The sequence below is a fragment of the Pseudomonas sp. MWU16-30322 genome (assembly GCF_020515535.1).
GTDB classification, from domain to species: domain Bacteria; phylum Pseudomonadota; class Gammaproteobacteria; order Pseudomonadales; family Pseudomonadaceae; genus Aquipseudomonas; species Aquipseudomonas fluorescens_H.
This window is the reverse complement of record NZ_JAIWYL010000014.1, coordinates 143,481-166,716: the sequence shown is the minus strand read 5'-3', so window position 1 is coordinate 166,716 and position 23,236 is coordinate 143,481. Positions and strand designations below refer to the sequence as shown.

The following is a 23,236-nucleotide window of genomic DNA, read 5'->3' as shown; positions in this document are numbered from 1 at the left end:
CGCCATGCCTTCACCCGAATCCACCCTTCTGCAGAGCTGGCACGACAACGCCGATGCCTGGATCGAAGTGATCCGCAGCGGTGCCATCGAAAGCCGTCAGCAGGTCACCGATCAGGCGATCCTGCTGGCGATCATGAGCCGTCAACCCGAGCGAGTGCTGGATCTGGGATGCGGTGAAGGCTGGTTGTTGCGGGCGCTGGCGGACCGGGGCATCGATGCGGCGGGTGTCGATGGCGATGCAACGCTGATCGAGGCAGCACGTGAGGCTGGTTCGGCCAAGCTGCATGTTGCCAGTTACGAGGCGCTGGTCGACGCCCGGGTCGATGTCGGCAGTGATTACGATTTGGTCTGCGCCAATTTCTCGCTGCTGCATCAGGACATCATTGCGCTGCTCGCCGCGATGAATGCGTTGCTGGTTCCCGGCGGCTCCTTGATCATCCAGACCCTGCATCCTTGGGCCGTGGCGGCCGGCGATTATCAGGATGGCTGGCGTGAAGAATCCTTCGCCGGGTTCAAGGGCCAGTGGCAGCCGATGCCGTGGTATTTCCGCACGCTGTCGAGTTGGCTGAATGCCTTGGACATGGCGGGGTTCAGACTGGTCGGCCTGCACGAACCGCAGCATCCGCAAAGTGCGGTGCCGCAGTCCCTGTTGATGATTGCCGAGCGGCGCCCCTTGTAGGAGTGAGCCTGCTCGCGATGGCGTAGGCTCAGGCAACACCAACGCCTGTACCGACGCCATCGCGAGCAGGCTCACTCCTACAGGGGTTTGTGTTTGATCGCGAAGACTTGTCGATCTACGGCACCGCCACTCGACCAAGGACTGACTACGCTGATTATCCTGCGTGTCTAACCTGCCGAGGATGACTGCCATGCAACGTTTTCAAAAACTCACACCGTGCCTGTGGTTCGATGATCAGGCCGAAGCCGCTGCGAAGTTCTACTGCTCGGTCTTCGATCATTCGAAAATCACCGGCCTGACCCACTACAGCAAGGTCGGCCAGGAATTTCACGGCAAGCCGGAAGGTGCGGTGATGACCGTCAGTTTCGAACTCGACGGCCAGACCTTCACCGGCCTCAACGGCGGGCCGATGTTCAAGTTCAGTGAAGCCATATCGTTTCAGGTCAATTGCCAGAATCAGGAAGAAGTCGACCACTTCTGGGGCAACCTGTCGGCCGGGGGCCCGGTTGAGGCCCAGCAATGCGGTTGGCTCAAGGACAAGTTCGGGGTGTCGTGGCAGATTGTACCGGTGGCCTTCATGCACATGATGCAAGACCCCGACACCACTAAGTCGCAAAGGGCGATGCAGGCCATGTTCAAGATGAAAAAACTCGACATCGCCGAACTTGAGCGGGCCTTTGCCGGCCAGAGCTAATACACTCCGGTTCTGGCCTGCCGGGAACAATAACGATGAAACACGCCGCCGCCAAAAGCCCTGAAAAAGCGCCACACTTCTGGCGTGACGACGCCCTGCCCTTCATCGAAGCGCGGGCTATCGCCGATGGCCGTGAGGTCTGCTACTCGCGCCATTCCCATGCGCATTTTTCCATCGGTGCGATAACCGCCGGGTGCAGCATTTATGTGCATGAGCAATCGCGCTTCGACGTCGCCGCCGGCACCGTGGTAATGATGAACCCGGGCGATGTGCACGCCTGCAATCCGATCGATGATCAGCCGTGGTCGTATCTGATGTTGTACGTGGAAACGCCGTGGCTGACGGACTTGCAGCATCAGCTGGGGTTCAGTACCGAGCTTGAGTTCCGCCGATTTTCCACCACGCATTTGAATGACGCTCGGCTGTTCCGGGCGCTGCAAGGGTTGTACGCCACACTGGTCGATGAGCAGCAGGATGTACTGCGTAAACAGAGCGCAGCGGTGGAGTTTTTCAGCGACCTGCAGCTGCGCCTGAACCCGGCGGAACAACCGTTGCGCGAGCCGAATTTCAAGCTCGAACGCGCCGCCGATTTCATCCGTGAACACTGCACCGATCTGCTCAGCCTGGAGGACATCTGCACGGCGGCGCAGCTGTCGCCCTCGTACCTGATCCGCGCCTTCAAGCAGCATTACGGCATGACCCCGCACGCGTTCGTGGTCAACCAGCGCATCCAGTTCGCCCGCGAACGCCTGCGCAGCGGCCAGTTGATTGCCGATGTCGCCCTTGAAGCAGGGTTTGCCGATCAAGCGCACTTCCAGCGCGCGTTCAAACAGCATCTGGCCGCGACACCCGGCCAATATCGCGGCTGACAATCAAAATCGACTACGCTCCAGATCAGCGGCCAATCCCGGCCCGGGAGTTTGCTCTGGATGATTCTGATTCTGTTGCCGTCCGCCGATTACGACCCGACTGAAAGCAGCGTGCCGTGGCAGGCGCTGCACAACGCGGGCATCGAAGCCCGTTTTGCCACGCCGCAAGGCCTGCCTGCCTACGCCGATTCACGGTTGGTGAGCGTTGGGTTCGGGCCGCTGAACCCGATGCTGATGACGCGCAAGGCCGACCTGGACAGTTACGCCCAGATGATCGACAGCGCGGCATTTCTTCAACCGCTGGCGTATGCCGATGTCGACCCGTCTCAATTCGACGGTCTGCTGATTCCCGGCGGTCATGCCAAAGGCATGCGCAGCCTGCTGGAGTCCGGACAGGCACGGCAAATCGCCCTGCAGTTTTTCAAGGCACAAAAACCCGTGGCGGCGGTGTGTCATGGCGTGCTGTTACTGGCCCGCACCCTTGACCCTGACACCGGACGTTCGGTGTTGTTCGGGCGCAAGGTCACAGCGTTGCTGGCGACCACCATGGAGTTACCGGCCTGGCTGATGACCTGCGCCTGGCTGGGGCGTTACTTCCGCACTTACCCGCAGACCGTCGAGGCAGAAGTGACTGCCGCACTGTCGCGCCAATCCGACTTTGTACGCGGTCCCCTCATCGCCAGGCGTGATAGCGCAAAAGCGCCGCAAACAGGGTTTGTGGTGCGCGACGGCAATCTGCTGACGGCGCGCTGGCCCGGTGATTGCCATCGCTTCGCCAAAGAATGGGTCGCCATGCTGCAAGCACGATCGGCTGGGTGAATGACACAAGACTTATGGCAACAACAGATAAATCGCACTCGCCGCCAGCAACAAAGCCATGAACCGATTGAACAGGCGCATCCCCGCCGGATTGCCCAGATACCCACGTAAAAACGTCCCGGCATACACCCAGCAACCCACTGACAAATAGCAGATCACCAGATACACCGCCGCAAACTGCCAGACCAGCCGCGCCTCGCCATCGGCGACAAACGCGCCCATCCCTGCCACGCAAGCCAGCCAGGCTTTCGGGTTGAGCCATTGCATCACCGCGCCGTACAACATCGACGGCGCACGCGCTGCCTCGCCGGCATTCAACTGACCGTCATCAGCCGCCAGTTTCCAGGCCATGAACAACAGAAACGCCACCCCGGCCAGTTGCACCACCCGGGTCAGGGACGGCCACAACGTCAGCACTTCATGCAGCCCCAGGCCCATCAGCACCAGCAGCAAAACAAACCCCAACGTCGCCCCCGCCACATGCCGCTGACTGGCCCGGAAGCCGAATTGCGCGCCGGAACTCAACGCCACGATATTCACCGGTCCCGGGGTAATGGACGCCACCAATGCAAACGCCGCCATCGACACAATCAGACTCATCGCACACCTGTTTCAATTCAAGGAACAAGATCGCAACACTAACCAGCGCCACCCTTGGGTGTATTGAACAAAATTACCCCGATTAATCTACAGCATCCTGGAACGGAATATCACCTGCCCATCCCCAACCAACTCTTAACGTTAATCCAACTAACAAATATCCAGATACTTTTGAAAACAGCCTGAAACTCAAAACAGATAAATCACGACGGACAATGTTTTATATTCCCCGGCAACTTCACAAACAGCCACCCCACCGGTGACTGATCGCTGTATTACATCAACCTGGAAACAGAAGAGTTCGATATGGATATTACCCGCAACCTGTTCAGCGCCGCCCCCGCTTCCGCCGATGAGCAAGAGCGCCTGAACATTGCCAAAGCCCTGGAAAACAGACACTTCCTTCTGCAAAACTCCAGCACCAGCGATGATGCCCTGCAACTCGTCACCGAGGTGATTGCAGGTAGCGATTTCGACCATGCACATCACGCCGGCAAACTATTGCTACGCACGGTAATACACCATCCGGAATTCGTCAGCTTCACTGACAAACTGAGCATCGACAAGAACCATTGGTTCATGGTGTTGAGCAATGGCGAAGTTTATGTCGCCCATGAAGAAACAGGTTCTACCGGTACTTACATTCATTACAGCATCATTACCGATCAACTTTATGAAGTCGAAGCGCTGCGCGCCGATGTTGAACTTCTGGCTAATGGCGCCCGGCGTACTGGCGGCATCATTTCTTCCAGCAACAAAATCCCCTTGCGCAACTGGTTGATCTTTCAGGATATCGACCGACCCGAAGACGAAGCCGCCATCGCCAACCTGATCGACTGCCTGAAATTCACCCTGCCGCCCGCGCCGAAGTTCGGCAACTACTGGGGCATCAGCGAAGAAGCCGACGACGCTGCGCTGATTGTCGAACCCGAGCAATACCCGCTGATCCTGCAGCAGGTGCGCAAGCGGATGGCCCATGCTGGCCGGCATGCCGAACCGTTGATCAACTATCTGACAGATGCGCTGCTGGTGAAGAAAAGTGGCGCGCTGGTGATGGAGGATCCGCGCCTGGCGTGGGAACACCTGCTGGAAACGCGTGAAGCCCGGGAGTTTGCGCAAACCTGTCTCGAAGCCCTGCATGGCCCGGACCCGGCACCGGCAATGACCGAAATCACGCGCAGTCGGTTGCTGCTCGCCGCTGTCGTGCTGGATCTGGACATGGGTTCGGAAGAACGGGTCGCGACGCATCGTGGCTTGCGTTACGCGCCGTTGCACGTGCACGAAACCTCGGCCCAGGCCCGTGCTCGGCTGAAACAGCAGTTCGAGCAGATCAACCGTGCCGATCCGTTCGCCGCGCACCTGGCGGTGGAATTGGTGCTGGCGGGCCAGTCCCCGGAGTTCCTGGTGCTGACCCCGCAGACGCTGTTGATCGGTTCGCCCGGTTGGGTATTGTTGCGCAAAGCGGTATTGCTGACGGAACGTATCGCGCCCGGGCTGTCCCTGACACTGTCCTACGCCAAACTGATCAAATTCGCCGCGCTTGCACCGCTCAGCGATGCTCAAAGAACCGTGCATCAGCTCCTCAATCTGCAATGCGTGATGGACTGGGCAGCCATCAACGAAATGCTTCCCGATGAAAACGCGGCACTGACGCCAGAAGGCGTTGCAACAGCAGCGATGAATCACTACAGCGCTTATGCCAAGGAACTGGAAGACGCACTGCACGCCATTACGGCGGCCCCGGTCAGCCGCCGCAAACTGGCAAGACAAACGCTGCTGGACGCCGGCATTGCTAATCAGGGAGAAATGTTCGCTTCACCGCACAACAAGGGTGGTTTGATCCGCGACACGGTGATCAATCTTTACCTCGCCAACCAGCTGCATCGGAAAAACCTCACCAGCAAATCGAGCAAGCGCAATCTGCACGATGTGCATCCCGGCCTGGCGGATCTTGCGCCCGTCAACGGGTTGTACGCCGAGCAGCTCAAACCGCAGCACGAACGCTTCAAGGCGGGTATCAGCACGATGATCCGGCTGGCGTTTTCCAACCTGAGCCTGAGTGAACGGCAAGCGCTGACCCAGGGCGCGTCAACCGTGTATCTGGTGCGCGGCAACCGCAACATTCCCGGTCACAGCGCCGACCACTTCTCCCCGCACGGCGTGGTCATCCTGTGTCGTCACAAATCGAAGCACCATTGCTTCGAGCTGTTCCCGCTACAGGGGCTGTGCCGTACCAGCGAACGTCTGGCCGAGGCTTACTTCAAGGCGTCAGCGTTCAACGAAGACACCGGCAGCTTCGACGAAGCGACCAATGAGGAAACAGGAGTTTTCCCGCGCCTCACCTACCTCGAAAACATCGTGAGCGAGCACAAGGCCTACTTCGAGGGCGCAACGCCTCGGCCAACCGAACAGGCGGACATCAACCGGTTACTGCCGCGCCACCATTGGCAACTTGAAGAATATGCGCAGATTCGCGAGTTCGGCATGCTGCTTGATCGGCTGGGGGAATTTACCGAGCACAACGAGCCTTCCGCCTGGCATGTCTCGCCGATGGACAGTTTTCGCTCCGCCAGGCTCAAGGACATGGCCGACTTCATTGCACAAAAGAACCCGGCCATCACCTATGACGAGTATTACCGGATGGGCTATGACCAGACTGAATACGAAGAGCAGCAGGAGGAGTACGAACGCGTTGCCAACATCATTCTGAATATCTTCATTCCGTTCCGGGGCTGTATCCAGCAACTGACCTCGGATGATCCGGATCAACGCAGCGGGGCGGCTTTCAGCTGTGTCATCGACGCCCTCGCCGTGGCCTTTGTCTTTATCGGGGCGGCCGGGGCCCTGGCCAAAGCCGCGGCCAGCAGCACGCGGCTGTTAAGCCTCAGCCGCGTGGCCGGCAATGTTCTGGTATCGCTGTTCAACCCGCTGGACGGCGTTCCACAACTGCTGGTCGGCACCGGCAAACTGCTGGGTAAAAGTGCGCTGAAGCTCACTCATTACGGCAACACCGTCAGCCGTATCAGTGCTCGTCAACTCCGGCGGCTGACCAGCACCAGCAGCGGCTCTTATGACCTGGTCAAAGCGCTGGGCAAGTCCGGAGCGGCGGCGGAGATTCGCATGACATTACCAACGGTGGCGCACGGGCGAGCGCTGTTTCAGGATGACAGCATTGAAACCGCCAGCCAGGTCCTCAAGCGCCTGCTGGACCAGAACACTGCGCTACCCAAAGGTGCCAGCTACGCGGAGTTGGACCAGCTGTACAAAAATGCACTGGTGAGTACCACACGCAAGCTGCAAAAGACTCAGGAGCTGGAGGCCCTGATCGGCCAGACGGCACTCGATGATCTGTTGACAACGTTCATGACAAAGAACGGCCACGAATACAGCGCCGCGCGCTCAGCCGGCAGCGAATATTCTGATTTGCTGGAGTCGTTCAGCGAGTTGGAGGCGCGTAAGGTTATCTACATGAAAAACCATCAGCAGAATGTGCTGAAACAGGATCTGGGCGCAGCGCCTTACAACGGCGTGGTGCCCGAGTCACGTTACAACCCTAAAGGCTTTACCGATAACGCCCAGCGAGCCGGAGCGTGGATCGTTCATGCTTCGAACTCACCGGGCAACGACCTCGACAGTATCGTAGCCATACTGAGAGAGTACGCCGACAGCAACAAGCCCCTCACTGACCCCGATCTGATCCGCCAGTTACACGTCAGTATCGCGCCGGCGACCGCTGACATCATTCGTGTAGGCACGCACCCTACAAAATATGGCAGCAACATCAGTGGCTTTTCCTTGATGCAGGATCACCTGAAGCTTCTCGACCCCGCCCATGAATACTTCGGCAAGCAAATGTTCGCTACGGTGGCGGGCTTTCATGTGTTCGGTGACGGCAACGGCCGCACGGGTCGCGCCCTGTATGCGATCCACGAGCTGCGACACAACCGTTTCAGTCCGCTGTCAAAAGAATCGATCAGCGCGCTCCATGGCCTCGACGGCGATTTGTAATCCCGACTAGACCTGTGGCCCGGCCGGTATCAACCGACCGGGCTATTTCATCATTCGCCCGCAAGCATCACCGGCACCGTAAACCGAAACTCCGTGCCCTGCCCCGGCTCACTGCTGGCCTCGATCCGCCCGCCATGGGCTTCAACAATTCCTTGGGTGATGTACAAGCCCAGGCCGGTTCCGGTCGGATTGCCTTCCTTCACCGTCCAGTAACGATCAAACACCCGCGCCAGGTTTTCCTTGGGAATGCCTTCGCCAGTGTCACGCACAGTAAACACGATCTCTTTACCGTCAGACTTGGCCAGCACGCCCACCGAGCCTTTGCGCGGGGTGAACTTGATCGCGTTGCCGATCAGGTTCGACAACACCTGAAACAGGCGTTCCGGGTCGGCATGGATTTTCAGGTCGGGATCGGCTTCGAACGAGATGCTGATGTCCTTGTCCAGCGCCAGTGGCCCGAGCAGTGACTGGGTTTCCTCGAACATCTGCCCGACATCCAGGGTCTGCGGCGCAATGGTATAGCGCCCGGCATCGATCTTCGAGGTATCGAGCAAGTCTTCCAGCAGCGTGTTCATCCGCCCGGCTGCCTGCTGCATGGTGTCGATGGCCGTGGAGATGCGCCGCGAAGTGTGCGGCCCATCGGAGCTGAAGGCCTTGTGCAGCATGCCGCAGAGCATCGAAATCACCGTCATCGGATTGCGCAGATCATGCGAAACCACCGCCACCAGCTCATCACGGGCGCGCACCGCTTCCTGCTCGCGGCACACTTGGCGGGCCAGGTCATTTTCCAGTGCCGAACGGCGCAGATCGTTGGCGGCAAACAGATCGCCATGGCTCCATTTGGTGGAGATCCCGGCCATCTCGACTTTCCAGATTTCGAACGAAGTGCGCGGACGCAGACGCAGGCCGGCGTCGGAGTTTTCCAGATCCAGCGGCTTGCGCGGGTCACCGCTCCAGTTGATGTTCTCCTTGACCTCGGGGCGGAACCACAACACGCCGTTGTCCACCGGTTTGGGCAGGCTCATGGCGAGCACGCCGCTGGCCACTGGCTGAAACTGCGCGGCCGGCGGATAGACGCTCGCCAAGTGATGACTGGCGAACACCGGTTCGCCGGTTTCCTGCAACCATTTGTGCAGCGCGCGAATCTCTTCCGGCTCCGGGCAGTTGCCGTAACGGTGCAGCTGTTTGTCTTCGATGATCGCAATACCGCCGGCCCCCGTCAGCGCCATCAGCACCTCGGGTTGCCCGGCCAGTCCGTCAAAGACGTTTTGCGGCGAGTCGACCATTGCCTGATTGAGCAGCGCCAACGCCTCGACTTTCTCCTCGCGCTGGCGGCTGATTTCCAGCGACTCCATCGCACTGATCTGCAGCGACAGCACCTGGCCGATGGTCTGACACGCGCTGCGCAGTTCGTGCGGCACATGCAGCGGCTGACGGTTGCCGCAACTGATCAGGCCCCAGAGCTTGTCGCCCTTGAGCAGGGAAATACTCATCGACGACAGCACGCCCATGTTCTTCATGTACTGGCAGTGAATCGGCGAAACACTGCGCAGGGTGGCGAAACTCAGGTCCAGCGGGGTCTGGGTGTCCGGGCGCAGCTTGGGCACCAGCGGCACTGGCTGGTAATCGGCATTCGGAATGATCCGCAGCCAATTGGTGCGGTACAGCTCGCGCGCCTGCTCGGGGATGTCCGAGGCCGGGAAGAACAGGCCATTGAACACTTCCATCGACGGATCGGACGCCTCGGCGATCACCTGACCGTGACCCTCCTCCTCGAAGCGGTAGATCAGCACCCGGTCGTAACCGGTCATCGCCTGGATTTCCTTGACGCTGATTTCATACAGCGCCTGCAACGTGGTGGCCGCTTGCAGACGCTGGAGCATACGTCCCAGATTGGTTGGATTGCTGGCGACGTTACGCGGCTGGAAATTCTCGACGTGGATTTCCAGTTCCAGAATCAATACGCCCTGATGACGGTGCAGCAGCCCTTCGAACGCAGTGCCGTTGAGGCGAAAATGCAGCGGGCCGGCATCGGCGAACACCGGATGCAGCAACGCTTCGCTAACGGCCGCCGCATGTACCTCACCCAGCAACTTGTGCAGCGGCTGGCCGATCAGTTCCTGCGCCGGACGTGCCAGCAGGGTCTCGACGTTGGCGCTGATCTGAATGATCTCCAGCGCCGGCTCGCTCAGAGTCAGCAGCAAACCGTGGGGCTGGATCGCCCCGGGAAAGCGGATCGGCTCGTCGGCACAGTTGGCCAACAGTTCTTCAAAGGCTTCTTTGTCTTGCGGAGTCATGCCAGTACCTCCCGGCTTTCGAGCCAACGCTCGAAACAGCTGAATGTGGTTTGGGCTGCCGCAACCACGGCCTCACGTTCGCCCGCATCCAGCGACCGACTGCCCAGGTATTCAATGAAATCGCGCCAGCGGCGACCGGTGGCGGCGCCATAAATGTCGAGGAATGCCGCGCCATTGTCGGCATCCAGGCGCAACCTCGAGGCGATCTCGCGGCGCAGGATCTGCCCGCCAAGGGTTGCCCCTTCCAGCACATACAACACCCCCAGGCAGGTCGCGCTGGAGTCGATCACTGGCAACGAATGACACAGCGGCAGACGCGCGATGGTCTCGGCCGTCAGGCCCAGAGCCTGCAAATCATTGAGCAGGGTTTGCGCCTTGAGACGTGGCGCCAGATCGAAATCGACCGGGATCGAGCCGCTGTCGAGTAATGCGCTTTCCAGCGGCAGATAAAAGCCGTAGTAAGCCTGCATCAGACGTTCAAAGGCGTTTGCATCGAGGGAATCGGAGAAAAAAGGAAGACGCTTTTCCAGTGCGACATGCAGCTCGGCAGTACCGGCTCGCAGATCTTGCAGCACCAGTGGCACATAAACTTCACGGGCCTTTGCTTGCATGTAAATCGCTCTTGGTGGGGCCGCTTCGGGGCCATGCGGGGTGCTTGCAACGTTGGACGGATACTACACGGCAAATACCTTTTCTGACCTGGCGCACAGTTTTTTTTCGGACGAAACCATCGCCTTCTGACCTTTCAGAGTTCCGCAAAATCGGAAAAGTTCGACTCGACTAAGGGAGTTATCGAGGCTGTACCGCGACAGCACCGCGTGACTGTACGGGTCAGCGCGCCCGCAGCCTGTGATAAAAAAGCGTATCGCCTCTGGAGCCCAAGCCCATGGACCTCGCCACGCTGTCGCTGTTTCTCCCGGCCTGTTTCGCCCTCAACATGGCCCCCGGCCCGAACAACCTGCTGTCGGTCAGCAATGCCACCCGCTATGGCTATCGCCGGGCCTGCGCGGCCGGCGTCGGGCGGATTATCGCGTTCGCCGGGATGATCGCCCTCGCCGGCGCCGGGTTGTCGGTGGTGCTGCAAACCTCGGAATGGCTGTTCCATGCGATCAAGATCATTGGCGCGGCGTACCTGCTGTACCTCGCCTGGCAACTGTGGCGCGCCAACCCCGAGGCCGAGCAGCAGGTGGCGGGAGCGTCGGTGGGGTTCTGGCGGTTGGCGCGTCAGGAGTTTCTGGTGGCGGCGGGCAATCCGAAAGCAATCCTGCTGTTCACGGCATTCCTGCCGCAATTCGTTGACCCGAGCCGCCCAGTGCCAGCGCAATTCGCCGTGCTCGGCACGCTGTTCCTGCTGCTGGAATGGATCGCCATCGGCGCCTACGCCTGGATGGGCCTGCACATGCGCCGCTGGTTCGCCGAGCCGCGCGGCAAGCGGATCTTCAACCGTTGCTGCGCGGGGCTGTTGTCAGCGGCGGCTTCGGTGCTGTTGATGGCCAAACGAGCGTGAGGCCTAGGCCTCGGACGGCCCCTTGAGTTCGACTTGATTGCCGTCCGGGTCGAAACAATACAGCGACAGACCGTAGCCCTCGGCGCCGAAGCGTCTGGCGGCTTTTTCCACGGTCAGGCCGTGTGCCTGCAAGTGTTGGGTCAGCGCCGGTTCGTCGAAGGGCTCGATACGCAGGCAGAAGTGATCGACGTTGCGTCGTTCGGTACCCGCCGCCGCACCGCCCTTCTTGCCCAGCTCGCCCTGCAGGTCGACAAGATCGATCATCGAGGTCCCGGCGCGCAAATGCACCAGGCCCATTTTCTCGTTGTGCTTGACCACCTCGGCACCGAATACCTGACCGTAGAAATCGATACTGCGTTGCAGATCGGCGACCCGCAGGACGATGTGATCGAGGTGTTGAATGATGAACGGCTGCATGGGTTGGCTCCATCGAATCGGCGACCCGCTGATTGTGGTGCAGAATCGAAAAAATTCACTGTCGATTTTTCGGTGGAGCCATCGAAATCCTGGATTTAAGCTCAGGCCATGAACATACAAACCGCACTGCTGCCGCCCCACGCCGAGATGGTTCGCGCCATGCTCGAACGCGACACCGCCTACGAAGGGGTGTTCTTCACGGCCGTGAAAACCACCGGGATCTTCTGCCGCCCCAGTTGCACGGCGCGCAAGCCGAAACCGGAGAACGTCGAGTTCTTCGCCCATGCCGATGAGTGCCTGTCGGCCGGTTATCGCGCCTGTCTGCGCTGTAAACCGCTGGACGCCGCCGCCATCGCCCCCGACTGGGTGCAGCGCCTGCTGAAAGCCGTCGATGCCGACCCGGAGGTGCGCTGGAGTGATGCACAGTTGCTGGCCGAAGGTATTGAACCGCTGAAACTGCGGCGCTGGTTCAAGCAGCATTTCGGCATGACTTTTCATGCGTGGCTGCGTACCCGCCGACTCGGCATGGCGCTGGGCGGGATTCGCCAAGGCACCTCGATTGACCATGCGGCGTTCGACTCAGGCTACGAATCGCTCAGCGGTTTTCGCGATGCGTTCCAAAAGTCGTTCCACATCACCCCGGGGCGCGCGGCCAACAGTGAGCCGCTGCTGTTCACCCGCCTGACCACGCCGCTGGGGCCGATGATCGCCATGGCCGAACGTCGCGGACTGGTGTTGCTGGAGTTTCTCGATCGCCCGGCGCTGACCCGCGAAGTCGAAGCGTTACAGATCCGCCATGGCTACGTGGTCGCGCCTGGGCACAACGCGCATTTGCAGCTGATCGAAGAGCAGCTCAACGAATATTTTGCCGGGACGCGCACTCTGTTCAGCGTGCCGCTGCACCTGCCCGGCAGCGCGTTCGACCGGCAAGTCTGGGAGCAACTGCTGCACATTCCTTATGGACACACCAGCACCTACGGCACCCTCGCCGCACGTTTGGGCAAACCCGGCGCCAGTCGCGCGGTGGGGCTGGCCAACGGGCACAATCGGCTGGCGATCGTGGTGCCGTGCCATCGAGTGATCGGTGCGGACGGCTCGCTGACCGGCTATGGTGGTGGGCAGCCGCGCAAGGCGTTTCTGTTGCGACTGGAAAACGCTGCGGTGCAGCTCACGCAACCACTGGCTTTCTGAAGATTTGCACCACTCACGAGAAGGGATTTCGATGAACGCGCTCGACACTCGGTTTCACCAGTTACACCAGGATGGCCTGCTGATCCTGACCAACGTCGCCGACGCCACCGGTGCGCGGCTGGTCGAGCAAGCGGGCGGCAAGGCTGTCGCTACCAGCAGCGCGGCGGTCGCGTGGGCGCACGGCTATGCGGATGGCAATACCCTGCCCCTCGAACGGCTGATTTCAACCGTGGAATCCATCGCCCGGGTGATCAAGGTGCCGTTGAGCGTGGACATCGAGGCGGGTTATTCCGATGACCTCGGGCGCGTGGCCGAAGTCATCGACGCGGTGCTCGCTGCCGGTGCGGTCGGGATCAATATCGAGGACGGCAGCGGCGCCCCGGAACTGTTGGTGCGCAAGATCGAAGTGGCACGCGAAGTCGCCCGCAAGCGCGATGTGAAGCTGTTCATCAATGCGCGCACCGACGTCTACCTCAAGAGTCTGGTACCGGCCGAGGATCGCGTCGCCGAAACCCTGCGCCGTTCGGCGTTGTACCAGGCGGCCGGGGCCGATGGCTTGTTTGCTGCCGGCGTGACTGCCGCGTATGAAATCGAGGCAATCTGCAAGGGCACGTCACTGCCGGTGAACGTGCTCGGCTTCGCCTGTCTGCCCTCGCCGACTGAGCTGCAAGCCCTGGGCGTGCGCCGCTTGAGTGCCGGTTCCGGCATCGCCGAATTCCTTTATGGCGCGATGGGTTCGCTGGTGAAGAGCTTCCTCGCCAGTGGCAAGCTCGACACCCACGACCTGAAGGCGCTGACCTACGGCGAAGTCAACGGACTGCTGAAATAGCATGCTGGATCGTTATCAGGCGGCCAGCGAGTTTCTGGCCGCGCTCGACGCGGGCTGGCAGCGACACGTTGCAGCGGTCGGCCCCTGTCTGCATCAACCGCATCCGACGCGTGAGCCTTACGAATCGCTGGTGCGGGCGATTGCCTATCAGCAGCTGCACGCCAAGGCTGGGGATGCGATTGTCGGGCGCCTGGTGGCGTTGTTTCCTGGGCAGACGTTTCCCCGGCCTGAGCAGATTCTCGCGACCAACTTTGATCAGTTGCGCGGCTGCGGCTTTTCGGCGGGCAAGATTGCGACTATTCAGGGCATCGCCCAGGCGACGCTGGACGGCGTGGTGCCGGATTACCCCACCGCGCTGGCGATGGACGACGAGGCGTTGATCGAACGCCTCGTCAACCTGCGCGGGGTTGGCCGCTGGACGGTGGAGATGTTGTTGATCTACAGCCTCGAACGCATGGATATTTTGCCGGCGGATGACTTTGGCGTGCGCGAGGGCTATCGGCGCTTGAAGGGGCTGGAGGTGCAGCCGACGCGCAAGCAGATGATCGAAATCGGCTTGGCGTGGAGTCCGTATCGAACAGTGGCGGCGTGGTATTTGTGGCGTGTGGCCAAGGGATAGACCGCGTTATCGTTCTTCGCGAGCAAGCCCGCTCCCACATTTTGAAATGCGTTCCCCCTGTGGGAGCGGGCTTGCTCGCGAAGGCGTCAGTCGATTCAACCTCAAATCAGAGACCAGACTTCAACCGGCTGAACGCCCGAATCAAAGCCCGATTGAACGCCTTGCCATTGTCATTCTTGCTGTACAGCGAAGCCCGCACCGACTCCGACGGATACGTCCCCGGATCATTTCGGATCGAGGCATCGACCAAAGCATCCGCCGCCGTGATCGCATTGGCGTAATGGATGGTGTCAGTGATCGGCGCGATCACTTCGGGAGTCATCAGGTAATCCATCAACGCCAGCCCGGCCTGCGGATGCGGCGCATCCTTGGGAATGACCATGGCGTCGAACCAGATCAGCGTGCCCTCCTTCGGGATGCGGTAACTGAGCTGGAACGGCTTGCTCGCCGCTTGCGCCTGCCCCGCCGCAATCGCCACGTTGCCGTTCCACGACATCGCCACGCAGGTGTTGCCGTTGGCCAGGTCGCTGATGTTCAGGTCGTTGTCGAAGTAGCGAATGTACGGACGGATCTTCGCCAGTTGCTGCTCGGCGAGCTTCAGGTCATCAAGGTTCTGCCGGTTGATGTCCAGGCCCAGGTACTTCATGACCGCGGCGAACACTTCGTTTGGATCGTTGAGCAGACTCACCCCGCAATCGGCAAATTTAGAGACCACTGCCGGATCGAACAGCATCGCCCAACTGTCCGTCGGCGCCTCCGGCAGACGCTGCTTGATCGCCTGCTCCTGATAACCGACGCCGGTCGTGCCCCAAGCGTAGATTCCAGCAAAGCGGTTGCCCGGATCGAACACCGCCATGTGCTGACGGAACTCTTCACCGACGCCGGAAAAATGCGGCACCCGCGCCTTGTCCAGCGGCTGGATCGCACCGCTCTCGATGGCCCGCGACAGGTGCTGGCCGGCGGTCAGCACCAGGTCATAACCGCTGCGCCCGGTGAGCAGTTTGGTCTCCACGGTTTCCAGCGAATCGAAGTGATCGGCGACCACATGAATACCGGTCTGCGCCTCGAAATTCTTCAGCGTATCCGGGGCCAGATACTCGCCCCAGATGTACAGGTTGACCACCGGTCTGGCGGTATCGGCGGCCTGCACACACAGGGGTGCAAGCACCAGAAGTAACGCTTGAGTCAGTTTGTGCAGGCCCATCATCACACCCCCTTCTTCTGAGGCGCGCCGGCGTATTGCGGCATGGTGATGCACGCGACGTTGCCGCCACCGAGGAGGATTTCCCGGGAGTTTTCGATGCCGACGATCTTGTGCTGCGGGAACAGTTCGGCGAGGGTCGCCAGGGCCACTTGGTCGTTGCGATCACCGAACAGCGGCACCACGATCGAGCTGTTGCCGGCGTAGTAATTGATGTACGACGCGCAGATTTGGGTGCCGGCCTGACGGGTGTGCGTGCTGTCCTGCTGATCGAGGCCTTCGGCTTCTTCGGCAGTCCACTCCAGCACGTCCGGTTGCGGCAGTTTATGCACGATCAACTCGCGACCACGGCTGTCGCGGGTGCTGCGCAGGATGTCGTAGGCCTCCTGATAGATTTCCCACTGCGGATCATCGCGGTTGTCGGTCCATTGCAGCACCACTTCGCCCGGGCGTACGAAGCACGCCAGATCATCGACATGGCCATCGGTCTCGTCGAACTTGCAGCCCCGTGGCAGCCAGATCACCTGCTCGGCGCCGAGGTAATCGGTCAGGCGTCTAGTGACCTCGTCTTTGCCCAGATGCTGGTTGCGATTGCGGTTGAGCAGGCACTGTTCGGTGGTGAGGATGCTGCCCTGGCCGTCACTCTGGATGCCGCCGAGTTCGGCAATCAGCGGTGCGCGGTAACGGTCGAAACGTTCGATTTCGAGGATCTTGCTGGCGATCTGGTCGTCCTTGTCCCACGGGTAATACAGGCCGCCGTCGAGGCCGCCATAAGCATTGAATTCGAAGTCGACGCCACGCACTTCGCCGCTCTGGTCGTTGACCACGAAACACGGACCGCTGTCGCGGAACCAGGTGTCGTTGCAGGTCATCTCGACCACGCGCACCTGCGGTGGCAACTGGCGGCGCGCAGTGGCGAATTGTGCAGCGGAGGCGCACACGGTGACCGGTTCGCTCTGCGCGATGGCGCTGACAATCTGTACCCAGACTTTCTGCGCCGGTTTCGCACCGTTGCGCCACACGTCGGTGCGCTCCGGCCAGCCGAGCCAGCAACCGGATTTGGCTTCGAATTCGCCGGGCAGACGAAAGCCGTCGTGTTTGGGGGTGGAGTCGAGCAAACGTGCCATGGTCAAACCTCGTCTTGGGGTTGGGAATGACCACAGGCTACGGTCGCTGACGGCTGGCCCGCCAACGATGATTATTGCGGAACAGTTGAATTCAACTCATCAATCGGCCAGTTGATCGTTGAACCATTCGAGCATCTGCGCCACCGCCGGACGTTCCAGTCGCACTCGCTCGCAGACCAGCGCGTATTGGCCCAGCGCGGTCATGCTTGACGCGAACGGCCGCACCAGGCGTCCGCTCAGCAAGTCCTCCTGCGCGGTAAGGTTGTCGCCCATCGCCACGCCCTGCCCCTGCGCCGCCGCTTCCAGCGCCAGACCGGCGTGAGCGAAATACAACTGGCGCTGCGGGCGCAGATCTCCGGCATGACTGGTGAGCCAGGCGGTCCAGGTCTTGCCGTCCTGATCGTCGTGCAGCAAGCAATGACGGGCCAGGTCCTTCGGGGATTTCAACGTGCCCTGGTTGAACAGCCCGGGGCTGCACACCGGGAAGAATTGCAGCGCCGGCAACGGCCGCACGAAATAGGCGCTGCTGTCCACCGGGCCGGTGCCGTAGGTGATCGCCAGATCGATGTCTTCGCCGGGGGCACTGGCGTCAATCGGCTGCTCGTAGAGATGCAGGGTGATGTGCGGATAGCGTGCGTAAAAATCGGTGAGGCGGTTCATCAGCCACTTCTGCGCCAGTTCGGCGGTGACTGCCAGGCGCAACACCGCCAGCGAGGACGGATCGCGGAGCTCATCGCAGGCCTCGCCGATCAGTTCGAAGGCCTGTTGCAGGCTCTGCATCAGGCGTCCGGCGGCGATGGTCGGGCGGATCTGCCGGCCTTCGCGGATGAACAGCGAGACGCCGAGTTGTTCTTCGAGCTGACGGATCTGGTGACTGACCGCGCTGTCGGTGACGCACAACTCGGCGGCGGCCCGACCGAAATGCGCGTGGCGGGCGGCGCATTCGAAGGTTCGCAGGGCGGCCAGTGAGGGGAGTCTTCGCATGGGTTGGGGTGCCTTTTTTGGGGACATGCTGACCGGGCCTTGAGCAGGCGTCCAGTGCGACCGAGTTATCGTTCATCGCGAGCAGGCTCACTCCTACATTTGAAATGCATTCCAATTGTAGGAGTGAGCCTGCTCGCGATGGCACCAGAACAAACACTGCAAAATCTTCTAGGCTCAACCGCACCCCCTTCAACCAACCGGAGGCCCATCATGCACCTCGAAGGCTCCTGCCATTGCGGCGCCGTCACCTTCAGTCTGACCAGCGCCCACCCCTACCCTTATCAACGCTGCTACTGCTCGATCTGCCGCAAGACCCAGGGCGGTGGCGGTTACGCGATCAACCTCGGCGGCGATGCGGCCAGTCTGAAAGTCCAGGGTCGCAAGCACATCTCGATCTACCACGCGAAGATGAAGGAAGAAGGCGAAAAACGTGCCCATCGCAGCACAGCCGAGCGGCATTTCTGTTCGCAGTGCGGCAGTGGTTTGTGGCTGTTCAGCCCGGAATGGCCGGAACTGATTCACCCGTTCGCTTCGGCCATCGATACGCCGCTGCCGGTGCCGCCGGAGCACACGCATTTGATGCTCGGGTCGAAGGCGTCCTGGGTCGAGGTGGATGCGAAACCCAAGGACAAGCAGTTTGCGGTGTATCCCGAGGAGTCGATTGCGCAGTGGCATGAGCGGTTGGGGTTGGTCAAATGAGCATAGTTTCGCGCTGTGATTGATGGCCCTATCGCGAGCAGGCTCACTCCTACATTTGCAATGCATTCCCTTGTAGGAGTGAGCCTGCTCGCGATGGGGCCCAACCTGCCAACCCAAATCAGTCCAGATGCGCCCAGGTCATCCGAAACGACGCCCCACCCCAAGCCGATTCCCCGACCTCGACTTGCCCGCCATGGGACTGCGACACCCGCCGCACCAGCGCCAGCCCCAGGCCAAAACCACCGGTTCGCCGATCGCGACTGGCATCCAGCCGCGAGAACGGTTCGAAGATCTTCTCCCGACCTTCCACCGGCACACCCGGACCATCGTCGTTGACCCGCACTTCGTAGTAATCGCCGCTGCGCACCAGCGTCACTTCGACTCGCTGCTCGGCATAACGAATGGCGTTGCGCAGCAGATTGATCACCGCCCGCGCCATGAACCGCGGCTCGATGCGCACGGTGTCGAGTCGGCAGTCACCGATCAGCAACTGCACCCCCGCCGCTTCCGCCTCCAGCGCGACGCTGCCGACCACGCTGTCGAGCCAGTTGGCGGCCTGGATGTTTTCACGCTTGATCACCGTCGCGCCACGTTCGAGGCTGGCGTAGGTCAGCAGCTCGGAGACCATTTCTTCCAGCTCGCCAAGGTCGGCGTACATGTCGGCAATGAGTTCGCGGTTCTGACTGGCGTCCGGCTGTTGCTTGAGTTGGTCGAGTTCGAACGACAATCGCGCAATCGGCGTACGCAGTTCGTGGGACACCGCGTTGGTCAGTTCGCGCTGATTGGCGATCAGGCTCTCGATGCGTGCCGCCATCAGGTTGAAGTGCTCGGCCAGATCGCGAATGTTCGAGCGTTTCGACAGTTGAATGCGCACCGACAGGTCGTTGTCGCCAAAGCGTTCGGCGGCCAGACGCAGTTTTTCCAGATCACGCCAGTGCGGACGCACCCAGAAGAACAGGACGATGCCGATCAGCACTGCGAGCATCGCGTAAGCCACCGCGATGTAGAACGGCATCAGGCTCGGCTCGGGCGGCAGCTTGATGCTGAGCAGTTGCGAGCCACCGTCGATGTTGCTGATGAACTGGGTGTAGTTGTCGCGAATCACCAGCAGGTTCTGCGCCAGTTCGGCCTTTTCCTCAGCGCTGAGCGCCAGTTGATCGGCCTCGACCAGTTTCAGCGACAGACCGTAGTGCGGACGCAACGCTTCCAGTTGTTGCTCACGCGCCGCTCCCTGCTGATCGCGCATGTGTTCGACCAGTGACCACGCCTGACCGCGCACTGCTTCACGGTTGTAGGCCTGCATCTGATTGTCGAGCAACGCGTTAAAGGTGTGCTCGACGGTTTGCAGGGCCAGAACCAGCCCCACCGTCATCACCAGAAACAGCCCGAGGAATAACCGCAGCATTTACAGCTCCCACGCGAACGGATTGAACAGGTAACCCTTGCCCCACACGGTCTTGATGCACACCGGTTCGCGGGGATTGTCTTTGAGTTTGTTGCGCAATTTGCTGATGTACACGTCGACGCTGCGGTTGAGCCCGTCAAAAGCGATACCGCGCATGCGATTGAGGATGTCATCGCGGGACAGGGTCTTGCCGGCAGCGCTGGCCAGCAGCCACAGCAGCTCGAATTCCATGGTGGTCATTTCGATGATCTCGCCGGCCAGACGCACTTCGCGGCAGCTGCGATCGATGCTCAACCGTCCGAATTCCAGCGAGCTGACCACGCCGCTGTCCGGCACCTGGCGCCGCTGCAAGGCGCGCAGCCGAGCAAGCAATACCGGCGGTTTGATCGGTTTGATCACGTAGTCATCGGCGCCGGATTCCAGACCGAGAATGTGGTCGAGATCGTCTTCCTTGGCGGTGAGGATGACAATCGGCGTGTCCGCCACACTGCGAATCTCCCGGCACACGTGCAGCCCGCTCTGCCCCGGCAGCATCAGGTCGAGCACCACCACTTTGGGCTGGAACTCAAGAAACGCGGCCACCGCCAGATCGCCGCGATGCACCGCGCGCACCTCGTAGCCATGCTGCTCGAGAAAGTGCGCAATCAGCGTGGCCAGACGCTCATCGTCTTCGACCAGCAGGACTTTGCCAAAACCCAGGTTATCCATAACAACCGTCTGCCAACCCATGTGTGAAGTGGGCGACAGTATGGCGGCAATCGCCGCCGAGGCGTTGTTTCGGGCAGCAAAAACCGGCCACAGGGGCCGGTTTTCGGTGATATTTCATACTCTTAAGAGTTTTTAACAGTTTGTGTCTCAGGCCGCAGCCGGCACACCACTGTGAAAGCGGAACTCTTCATCCGGCGACTCGATCAGCGCCTGCTCGGCAGCACGGACCTTGTCGATCACCTGAGCGATGTCCTTCGCGTCGCCGTACTGGTAAGCCAGTTTCAGATAACCCTGAAAATGCCGCGCCTCGCTTTTCAACAGGCCGAAATAGAACTTGCCGAGTTCTTCGTCGAGATGCGGCACCAGCGCTTCGAAACGCTCGCAACTGCGCGCTTCGATAAATGCGCCGACCACCAGCGTATCCACCAGTTTCACCGGTTCGTGGCTGCGCACCACTTTGCGCAGACTCGACGCGTAACGCCCGGCGTGCAGTTGGCGCAGCTCGATCTTGCGGCGCTTCATGATGCGCATGACTTGTTCGTGGTGCACCAGTTCTTCCCGGGCCAGACGCGACATCATGTTGATCAGGTCGACGTGGGAATGGTACTTGGCAATCAGGCTCAGCGCGGTACTGGCGGCCTTGAACTCGCAGTTCTTGTGGTCGATCAGCAGGGTTTCCTGATCGGCCAGTGCCGCCTGGACCCAGGCGTCGGGCGTGCGGCAGCCAAGGAATTCGTGGATTTCGGGAAGGATCATGGGGCTCACGGTAAAAGGTGTACGAGCAAAGGCCGCCGATTATACCGGCCTGCCCGCAGACCACCAGTCGCAGGCGTTGATATGCATCAAGTCGCAGGCATATGAGCAGCAACTATAGTTGTGCTACGCCGTGCCTTTTCTTTGCTGGAGACTCCGCTCATGCAAGCCATTCGCAGCATTCTGGTGGTCATCGACCCCGAACATTCGGAAAGCCTGGCGCTCAAGCGCGCCAAGTTGATCGCCGGCGTGACGCAGGCCCATCTGCACCTGCTGGTGTGCGACCGCAAGCACGACCACGCTGCCATGCTCGGTGTACTCAAAGCCGCGCTGATCGCCGATGGCTACAGCGTGACCACCGAACAGGCGTGGAACGAGAGCCTGCACGAAACCATCATCGATGTGCAGCAGGCCGAAGGCTGCGGGCTGGTGGTCAAACAGCACTTCCCCGACAGCGCCCTGAAAAAAGCCCTGCTGACCCCGGCCGACTGGAAACTGCTGCGGCACTGCCCGACCCCGGTACTGCTGGTGAAAACCAGCACACCGTGGAAAGACCGGGTGATTCTGGCGGCCGTCGATGTCGGCAATGCCGATGGCGAGCACCGGCATTTGCACACCACGATCATCGATCACGGCTACGACATCGCGAGCCTCGCCAAGGGGCATCTGCATGTCATCACGGCCCATCCGTCGCCGATGCTGTCCTCGGCGGATCCGGTGTTCCAGCTCAAGTCGACGATCGAGGCGAAATATCGCGAGCAGTGCAAGGCGTTTCAGGCTGAATTCGATGTGGATGACGAGCATCTGCACATCGAGGAAGGCCCGGCGGACGTGCTGATTCCGTTCATGGCGCACAAGCTGCAGGCGGCGGTGACGGTGATCGGCACCGTGGCGCGAACCGGGTTGTCAGGCGCATTGATCGGCAATACCGCCGAAGTGGTGCTGGATGCGCTGGAAAGCGATGTGCTGGTGCTCAAGCCGCAGGAGGTTGAGGATCATCTGGTGGAGTTGGCGGTGAAGCATTAAGCGTTGCGGTGCCTGAAACGGCCTCTTCGCGAGCAAGCCCGCTCCCACAGTGGATTGATGTCGAACACAAAATCCCTGTGGGAGCGGGCTTGCTCGCGAAGCTTTGATCTTCAGGCGCCGAAGGCGTCCCTGAGGAAACCGGGAGCGATGTAGCGCTGATAATGCGCTTCCGACAGCAGGAAGAATTCCCGATCAATGGCATCGCGCAACTCCGGCAGGTTCCAGTCGCGGAACTCCGGCAGCAACACCATCCCGTAGGCTTCCAGATTAATGATCACCCGCGCCCCGCGTGCAATCAGCTGATAGGCCCAGCAATATTCCGACTGATGCGGCACGAAGCGGATCTTGCGCTGTTCCAGCTGTTGGCGCAGGCGCGCCGGATCGAAGATCTCGACCTTGCTCGCCATCACTTGTGACAGCAATTGCTCCAGCCGCAACCACACCGCACGCTTTTCTTCCTCGCCGTAACCATTCCAGTGGATCACTTCGTGGTGGAAACGCTTGCAGCCACGGCACACCAGATCTCCGTAAACAGTGGAGCAGAGGCCGACGCAGGGGGTCTTGATGGTCTGATTGGGCATAAATTGGCAAAACACTGAAACGCGGAACAGGCCGGCATGTTAGCCCTTTGTCGGGCATTGATCACCCCTCAAACGTCAGGGGCAAGCGCTGGCTCGCGGTTTGCCTCGCCCGCGCACAACGCCACCAAAGTCCAATAGAGCGCGACTTACCTTTAAATTTTTTTTGCCGTAGAATCAGCCAGCCTTTTAAGGCGCCAATGTCCGTTAGAAGCTGTTTTCAAAG

At 60.6% G+C, this 23,236-nt stretch carries 22 protein-coding genes; 11 read left to right on the top strand and 11 right to left on the bottom strand.

Annotation, left to right across the window (positions count from 1 at the left end; translation table 11 throughout):
• Positions 1-4 precede the first annotated feature (4 nt).
• The 4 genes from LCH64_RS25995 to LCH64_RS25980 all read left to right on the top strand — a co-directional run bounded on the left by LCH64_RS25995 (position 5) and on the right by LCH64_RS25980 (position 3,061).
• Positions 5-679, top strand: coding sequence for a class I SAM-dependent methyltransferase (locus tag LCH64_RS25995; protein WP_226501715.1), 675 nt, complete (start codon positions 5-7; stop codon positions 677-679).
• A 190-nt stretch (positions 680-869) separates the two neighbouring features.
• Positions 870-1,373 (top strand): VOC family protein, encoded by a 504-nt coding sequence (locus LCH64_RS25990; protein ID WP_003224132.1) that lies wholly within the window; start codon positions 870-872, stop codon positions 1,371-1,373.
• A gap of 35 nt (positions 1,374-1,408) precedes the next feature.
• Complete coding sequence (locus tag LCH64_RS25985; RefSeq protein WP_226501714.1) at positions 1,409-2,242, top strand: AraC family transcriptional regulator; 834 nt, start codon at positions 1,409-1,411, stop codon at positions 2,240-2,242.
• Between the two features lie 60 nt (positions 2,243-2,302).
• Entirely contained in the window at positions 2,303-3,061 is a 759-nt protein-coding gene (locus tag LCH64_RS25980) for a type 1 glutamine amidotransferase domain-containing protein (RefSeq protein WP_226501713.1), read from the top strand.
• A 12-nt stretch (positions 3,062-3,073) separates the two neighbouring features.
• Here the strand turns inward: LCH64_RS25980 and LCH64_RS25975 are convergent, their stop codons facing one another.
• Complete coding sequence (locus LCH64_RS25975) at positions 3,074-3,661, bottom strand: LysE family translocator (protein WP_226501712.1); 588 nt, start codon at positions 3,659-3,661, stop codon at positions 3,074-3,076.
• A gap of 306 nt (positions 3,662-3,967) precedes the next feature.
• Between LCH64_RS25975 and LCH64_RS25970 the strand changes: the two genes are divergently transcribed.
• Positions 3,968-7,669: a hypothetical protein gene (locus LCH64_RS25970; RefSeq protein ID WP_226501711.1), complete on the top strand. Its 3,702-nt coding sequence runs from the start codon at positions 3,968-3,970 to the stop codon at positions 7,667-7,669.
• A 50-nt stretch (positions 7,670-7,719) separates the two neighbouring features.
• Here LCH64_RS25970 and LCH64_RS25965 read toward each other — a convergent pair whose 3' ends face one another.
• Together LCH64_RS25965 and LCH64_RS25960 are read right to left on the bottom strand one after the other, a co-directional pair.
• Positions 7,720-9,966: an ATP-binding protein gene (locus LCH64_RS25965; RefSeq protein WP_226501710.1), complete on the bottom strand. Its 2,247-nt coding sequence runs from the start codon at positions 9,964-9,966 to the stop codon at positions 7,720-7,722.
• Positions 9,963-10,577: a biliverdin-producing heme oxygenase gene (locus tag LCH64_RS25960; RefSeq protein WP_226501709.1), complete on the bottom strand. Its 615-nt coding sequence runs from the start codon at positions 10,575-10,577 to the stop codon at positions 9,963-9,965. Before LCH64_RS25960 ends, LCH64_RS25965 begins: the two co-directional genes overlap by 4 nt.
• 275 nt (positions 10,578-10,852) lie before the next feature.
• On the opposite strand from LCH64_RS25960, the gene LCH64_RS25955 reads away from it, so the two are divergent.
• On the top strand, positions 10,853-11,473 hold the full coding sequence (locus LCH64_RS25955; RefSeq protein ID WP_226501708.1) for a LysE family translocator: 621 nt from the start codon (positions 10,853-10,855) through the stop codon (positions 11,471-11,473).
• A gap of 3 nt (positions 11,474-11,476) precedes the next feature.
• Here the strand turns inward: LCH64_RS25955 and LCH64_RS25950 are convergent, their stop codons facing one another.
• Entirely contained in the window at positions 11,477-11,890 is a 414-nt protein-coding gene (locus LCH64_RS25950) for a VOC family protein (RefSeq protein WP_226501707.1), read from the bottom strand.
• A 108-nt stretch (positions 11,891-11,998) separates the two neighbouring features.
• On the opposite strand from LCH64_RS25950, the gene LCH64_RS25945 reads away from it, so the two are divergent.
• From LCH64_RS25945 to LCH64_RS25935, 3 genes are read left to right on the top strand one after another with little or no spacing between them, the layout of a single operon-like run.
• Positions 11,999-13,081 (top strand): bifunctional transcriptional activator/DNA repair protein Ada, encoded by a 1,083-nt coding sequence (locus LCH64_RS25945; protein WP_226501706.1) that lies wholly within the window; start codon positions 11,999-12,001, stop codon positions 13,079-13,081.
• Between the two features lie 31 nt (positions 13,082-13,112).
• Positions 13,113-13,910 (top strand): isocitrate lyase/phosphoenolpyruvate mutase family protein, encoded by a 798-nt coding sequence (locus LCH64_RS25940; protein ID WP_003224110.1) that lies wholly within the window; start codon positions 13,113-13,115, stop codon positions 13,908-13,910.
• A 1-nt stretch (position 13,911) separates the two neighbouring features.
• A complete protein-coding gene (locus LCH64_RS25935) occupies positions 13,912-14,529 on the top strand; it encodes a DNA-3-methyladenine glycosylase (RefSeq protein ID WP_226501705.1) in 618 nt (205 codons plus the stop codon).
• Between the two features lie 106 nt (positions 14,530-14,635).
• Here LCH64_RS25935 and LCH64_RS25930 read toward each other — a convergent pair whose 3' ends face one another.
• The 3 genes from LCH64_RS25930 to LCH64_RS25920 all read right to left on the bottom strand — a co-directional run bounded on the left by LCH64_RS25930 (position 14,636) and on the right by LCH64_RS25920 (position 17,841).
• Positions 14,636-15,733 (bottom strand): extracellular solute-binding protein, encoded by a 1,098-nt coding sequence (locus LCH64_RS25930; protein ID WP_226501704.1) that lies wholly within the window; start codon positions 15,731-15,733, stop codon positions 14,636-14,638.
• 2 nt (positions 15,734-15,735) lie between these two features.
• Positions 15,736-16,857 (bottom strand): agmatine deiminase, encoded by a 1,122-nt coding sequence (aguA, locus tag LCH64_RS25925; protein WP_226501703.1) that lies wholly within the window; start codon positions 16,855-16,857, stop codon positions 15,736-15,738.
• A 99-nt stretch (positions 16,858-16,956) separates the two neighbouring features.
• On the bottom strand, positions 16,957-17,841 hold the full coding sequence (locus LCH64_RS25920) for a LysR substrate-binding domain-containing protein (RefSeq protein ID WP_226501702.1): 885 nt from the start codon (positions 17,839-17,841) through the stop codon (positions 16,957-16,959).
• A gap of 210 nt (positions 17,842-18,051) precedes the next feature.
• Here LCH64_RS25920 and LCH64_RS25915 point away from each other — a divergent pair, with 210 nt between their 5' ends.
• Positions 18,052-18,540 (top strand): GFA family protein, encoded by a 489-nt coding sequence (locus tag LCH64_RS25915; RefSeq protein ID WP_226501701.1) that lies wholly within the window; start codon positions 18,052-18,054, stop codon positions 18,538-18,540.
• Between the two features lie 118 nt (positions 18,541-18,658).
• On the opposite strand, the gene LCH64_RS25910 is transcribed toward LCH64_RS25915, so the two are convergent.
• The 3 genes from LCH64_RS25910 to miaE form a co-directional block, all read right to left on the bottom strand.
• Entirely contained in the window at positions 18,659-19,945 is a 1,287-nt protein-coding gene (locus LCH64_RS25910) for an ATP-binding protein (RefSeq protein ID WP_003224101.1), read from the bottom strand.
• Complete coding sequence (locus tag LCH64_RS25905; RefSeq protein WP_045122404.1) at positions 19,946-20,653, bottom strand: response regulator; 708 nt, start codon at positions 20,651-20,653, stop codon at positions 19,946-19,948.
• A 147-nt stretch (positions 20,654-20,800) separates the two neighbouring features.
• Complete coding sequence (gene miaE / locus LCH64_RS25900) at positions 20,801-21,409, bottom strand: tRNA isopentenyl-2-thiomethyl-A-37 hydroxylase MiaE (RefSeq protein WP_226501700.1); 609 nt, start codon at positions 21,407-21,409, stop codon at positions 20,801-20,803.
• 159 nt (positions 21,410-21,568) lie between these two features.
• Between miaE and LCH64_RS25895 the strand changes: the two genes are divergently transcribed.
• Entirely contained in the window at positions 21,569-22,432 is an 864-nt protein-coding gene (locus tag LCH64_RS25895; protein WP_103486529.1) for a universal stress protein, read from the top strand.
• 110 nt (positions 22,433-22,542) lie between these two features.
• On the opposite strand, the gene LCH64_RS25890 is transcribed toward LCH64_RS25895, so the two are convergent.
• A complete protein-coding gene (locus tag LCH64_RS25890) occupies positions 22,543-23,013 on the bottom strand; it encodes a DUF1289 domain-containing protein (protein ID WP_226501699.1) in 471 nt (156 codons plus the stop codon).
• Between the last annotated feature and the right edge of the window lie 223 nt (positions 23,014-23,236).

What these genes read in the sequence shown, in the direction of transcription:
- LCH64_RS25970 (WP_226501711.1), top strand. Translation starts at nt 3,968, where the DNA reads ATGGATATTACCCGCAACCTGTTCAGCGCCGCCCCCGCTTCCGCCGAT.
- LCH64_RS25890 (WP_226501699.1), bottom strand. Translation starts at nt 23,013, where the DNA reads ATGCCCAATCAGACCATCAAGACCCCCTGCGTCGGCCTCTGCTCCACT.
- aguA (WP_226501703.1), bottom strand. Translation starts at nt 16,857, where the DNA reads ATGGCACGTTTGCTCGACTCCACCCCCAAACACGACGGCTTTCGTCTG.
- LCH64_RS25975 (WP_226501712.1), bottom strand. Translation starts at nt 3,661, where the DNA reads ATGAGTCTGATTGTGTCGATGGCGGCGTTTGCATTGGTGGCGTCCATT.
- LCH64_RS25990 (WP_003224132.1), top strand. Translation starts at nt 870, where the DNA reads ATGCAACGTTTTCAAAAACTCACACCGTGCCTGTGGTTCGATGATCAG.
- miaE (WP_226501700.1), bottom strand. Translation starts at nt 21,409, where the DNA reads ATGATCCTTCCCGAAATCCACGAATTCCTTGGCTGCCGCACGCCCGAC.
- LCH64_RS25905 (WP_045122404.1), bottom strand. Translation starts at nt 20,653, where the DNA reads ATGGATAACCTGGGTTTTGGCAAAGTCCTGCTGGTCGAAGACGATGAG.
- LCH64_RS25915 (WP_226501701.1), top strand. Translation starts at nt 18,052, where the DNA reads ATGCACCTCGAAGGCTCCTGCCATTGCGGCGCCGTCACCTTCAGTCTG.
- LCH64_RS25955 (WP_226501708.1), top strand. Translation starts at nt 10,853, where the DNA reads ATGGACCTCGCCACGCTGTCGCTGTTTCTCCCGGCCTGTTTCGCCCTC.
- LCH64_RS25910 (WP_003224101.1), bottom strand. Translation starts at nt 19,945, where the DNA reads ATGCTGCGGTTATTCCTCGGGCTGTTTCTGGTGATGACGGTGGGGCTG.
- LCH64_RS25945 (WP_226501706.1), top strand. Translation starts at nt 11,999, where the DNA reads ATGAACATACAAACCGCACTGCTGCCGCCCCACGCCGAGATGGTTCGC.
- LCH64_RS25935 (WP_226501705.1), top strand. Translation starts at nt 13,912, where the DNA reads ATGCTGGATCGTTATCAGGCGGCCAGCGAGTTTCTGGCCGCGCTCGAC.
- LCH64_RS25960 (WP_226501709.1), bottom strand. Translation starts at nt 10,577, where the DNA reads ATGCAAGCAAAGGCCCGTGAAGTTTATGTGCCACTGGTGCTGCAAGAT.
- LCH64_RS25950 (WP_226501707.1), bottom strand. Translation starts at nt 11,890, where the DNA reads ATGCAGCCGTTCATCATTCAACACCTCGATCACATCGTCCTGCGGGTC.
- LCH64_RS25965 (WP_226501710.1), bottom strand. Translation starts at nt 9,966, where the DNA reads ATGACTCCGCAAGACAAAGAAGCCTTTGAAGAACTGTTGGCCAACTGT.
- LCH64_RS25995 (WP_226501715.1), top strand. Translation starts at nt 5, where the DNA reads ATGCCTTCACCCGAATCCACCCTTCTGCAGAGCTGGCACGACAACGCC.
- LCH64_RS25980 (WP_226501713.1), top strand. Translation starts at nt 2,303, where the DNA reads ATGATTCTGATTCTGTTGCCGTCCGCCGATTACGACCCGACTGAAAGC.
- LCH64_RS25940 (WP_003224110.1), top strand. Translation starts at nt 13,113, where the DNA reads ATGAACGCGCTCGACACTCGGTTTCACCAGTTACACCAGGATGGCCTG.
- LCH64_RS25920 (WP_226501702.1), bottom strand. Translation starts at nt 17,841, where the DNA reads ATGCGAAGACTCCCCTCACTGGCCGCCCTGCGAACCTTCGAATGCGCC.
- LCH64_RS25985 (WP_226501714.1), top strand. Translation starts at nt 1,409, where the DNA reads ATGAAACACGCCGCCGCCAAAAGCCCTGAAAAAGCGCCACACTTCTGG.
- LCH64_RS25930 (WP_226501704.1), bottom strand. Translation starts at nt 15,733, where the DNA reads ATGGGCCTGCACAAACTGACTCAAGCGTTACTTCTGGTGCTTGCACCC.
- LCH64_RS25895 (WP_103486529.1), top strand. Translation starts at nt 21,569, where the DNA reads ATGCAAGCCATTCGCAGCATTCTGGTGGTCATCGACCCCGAACATTCG.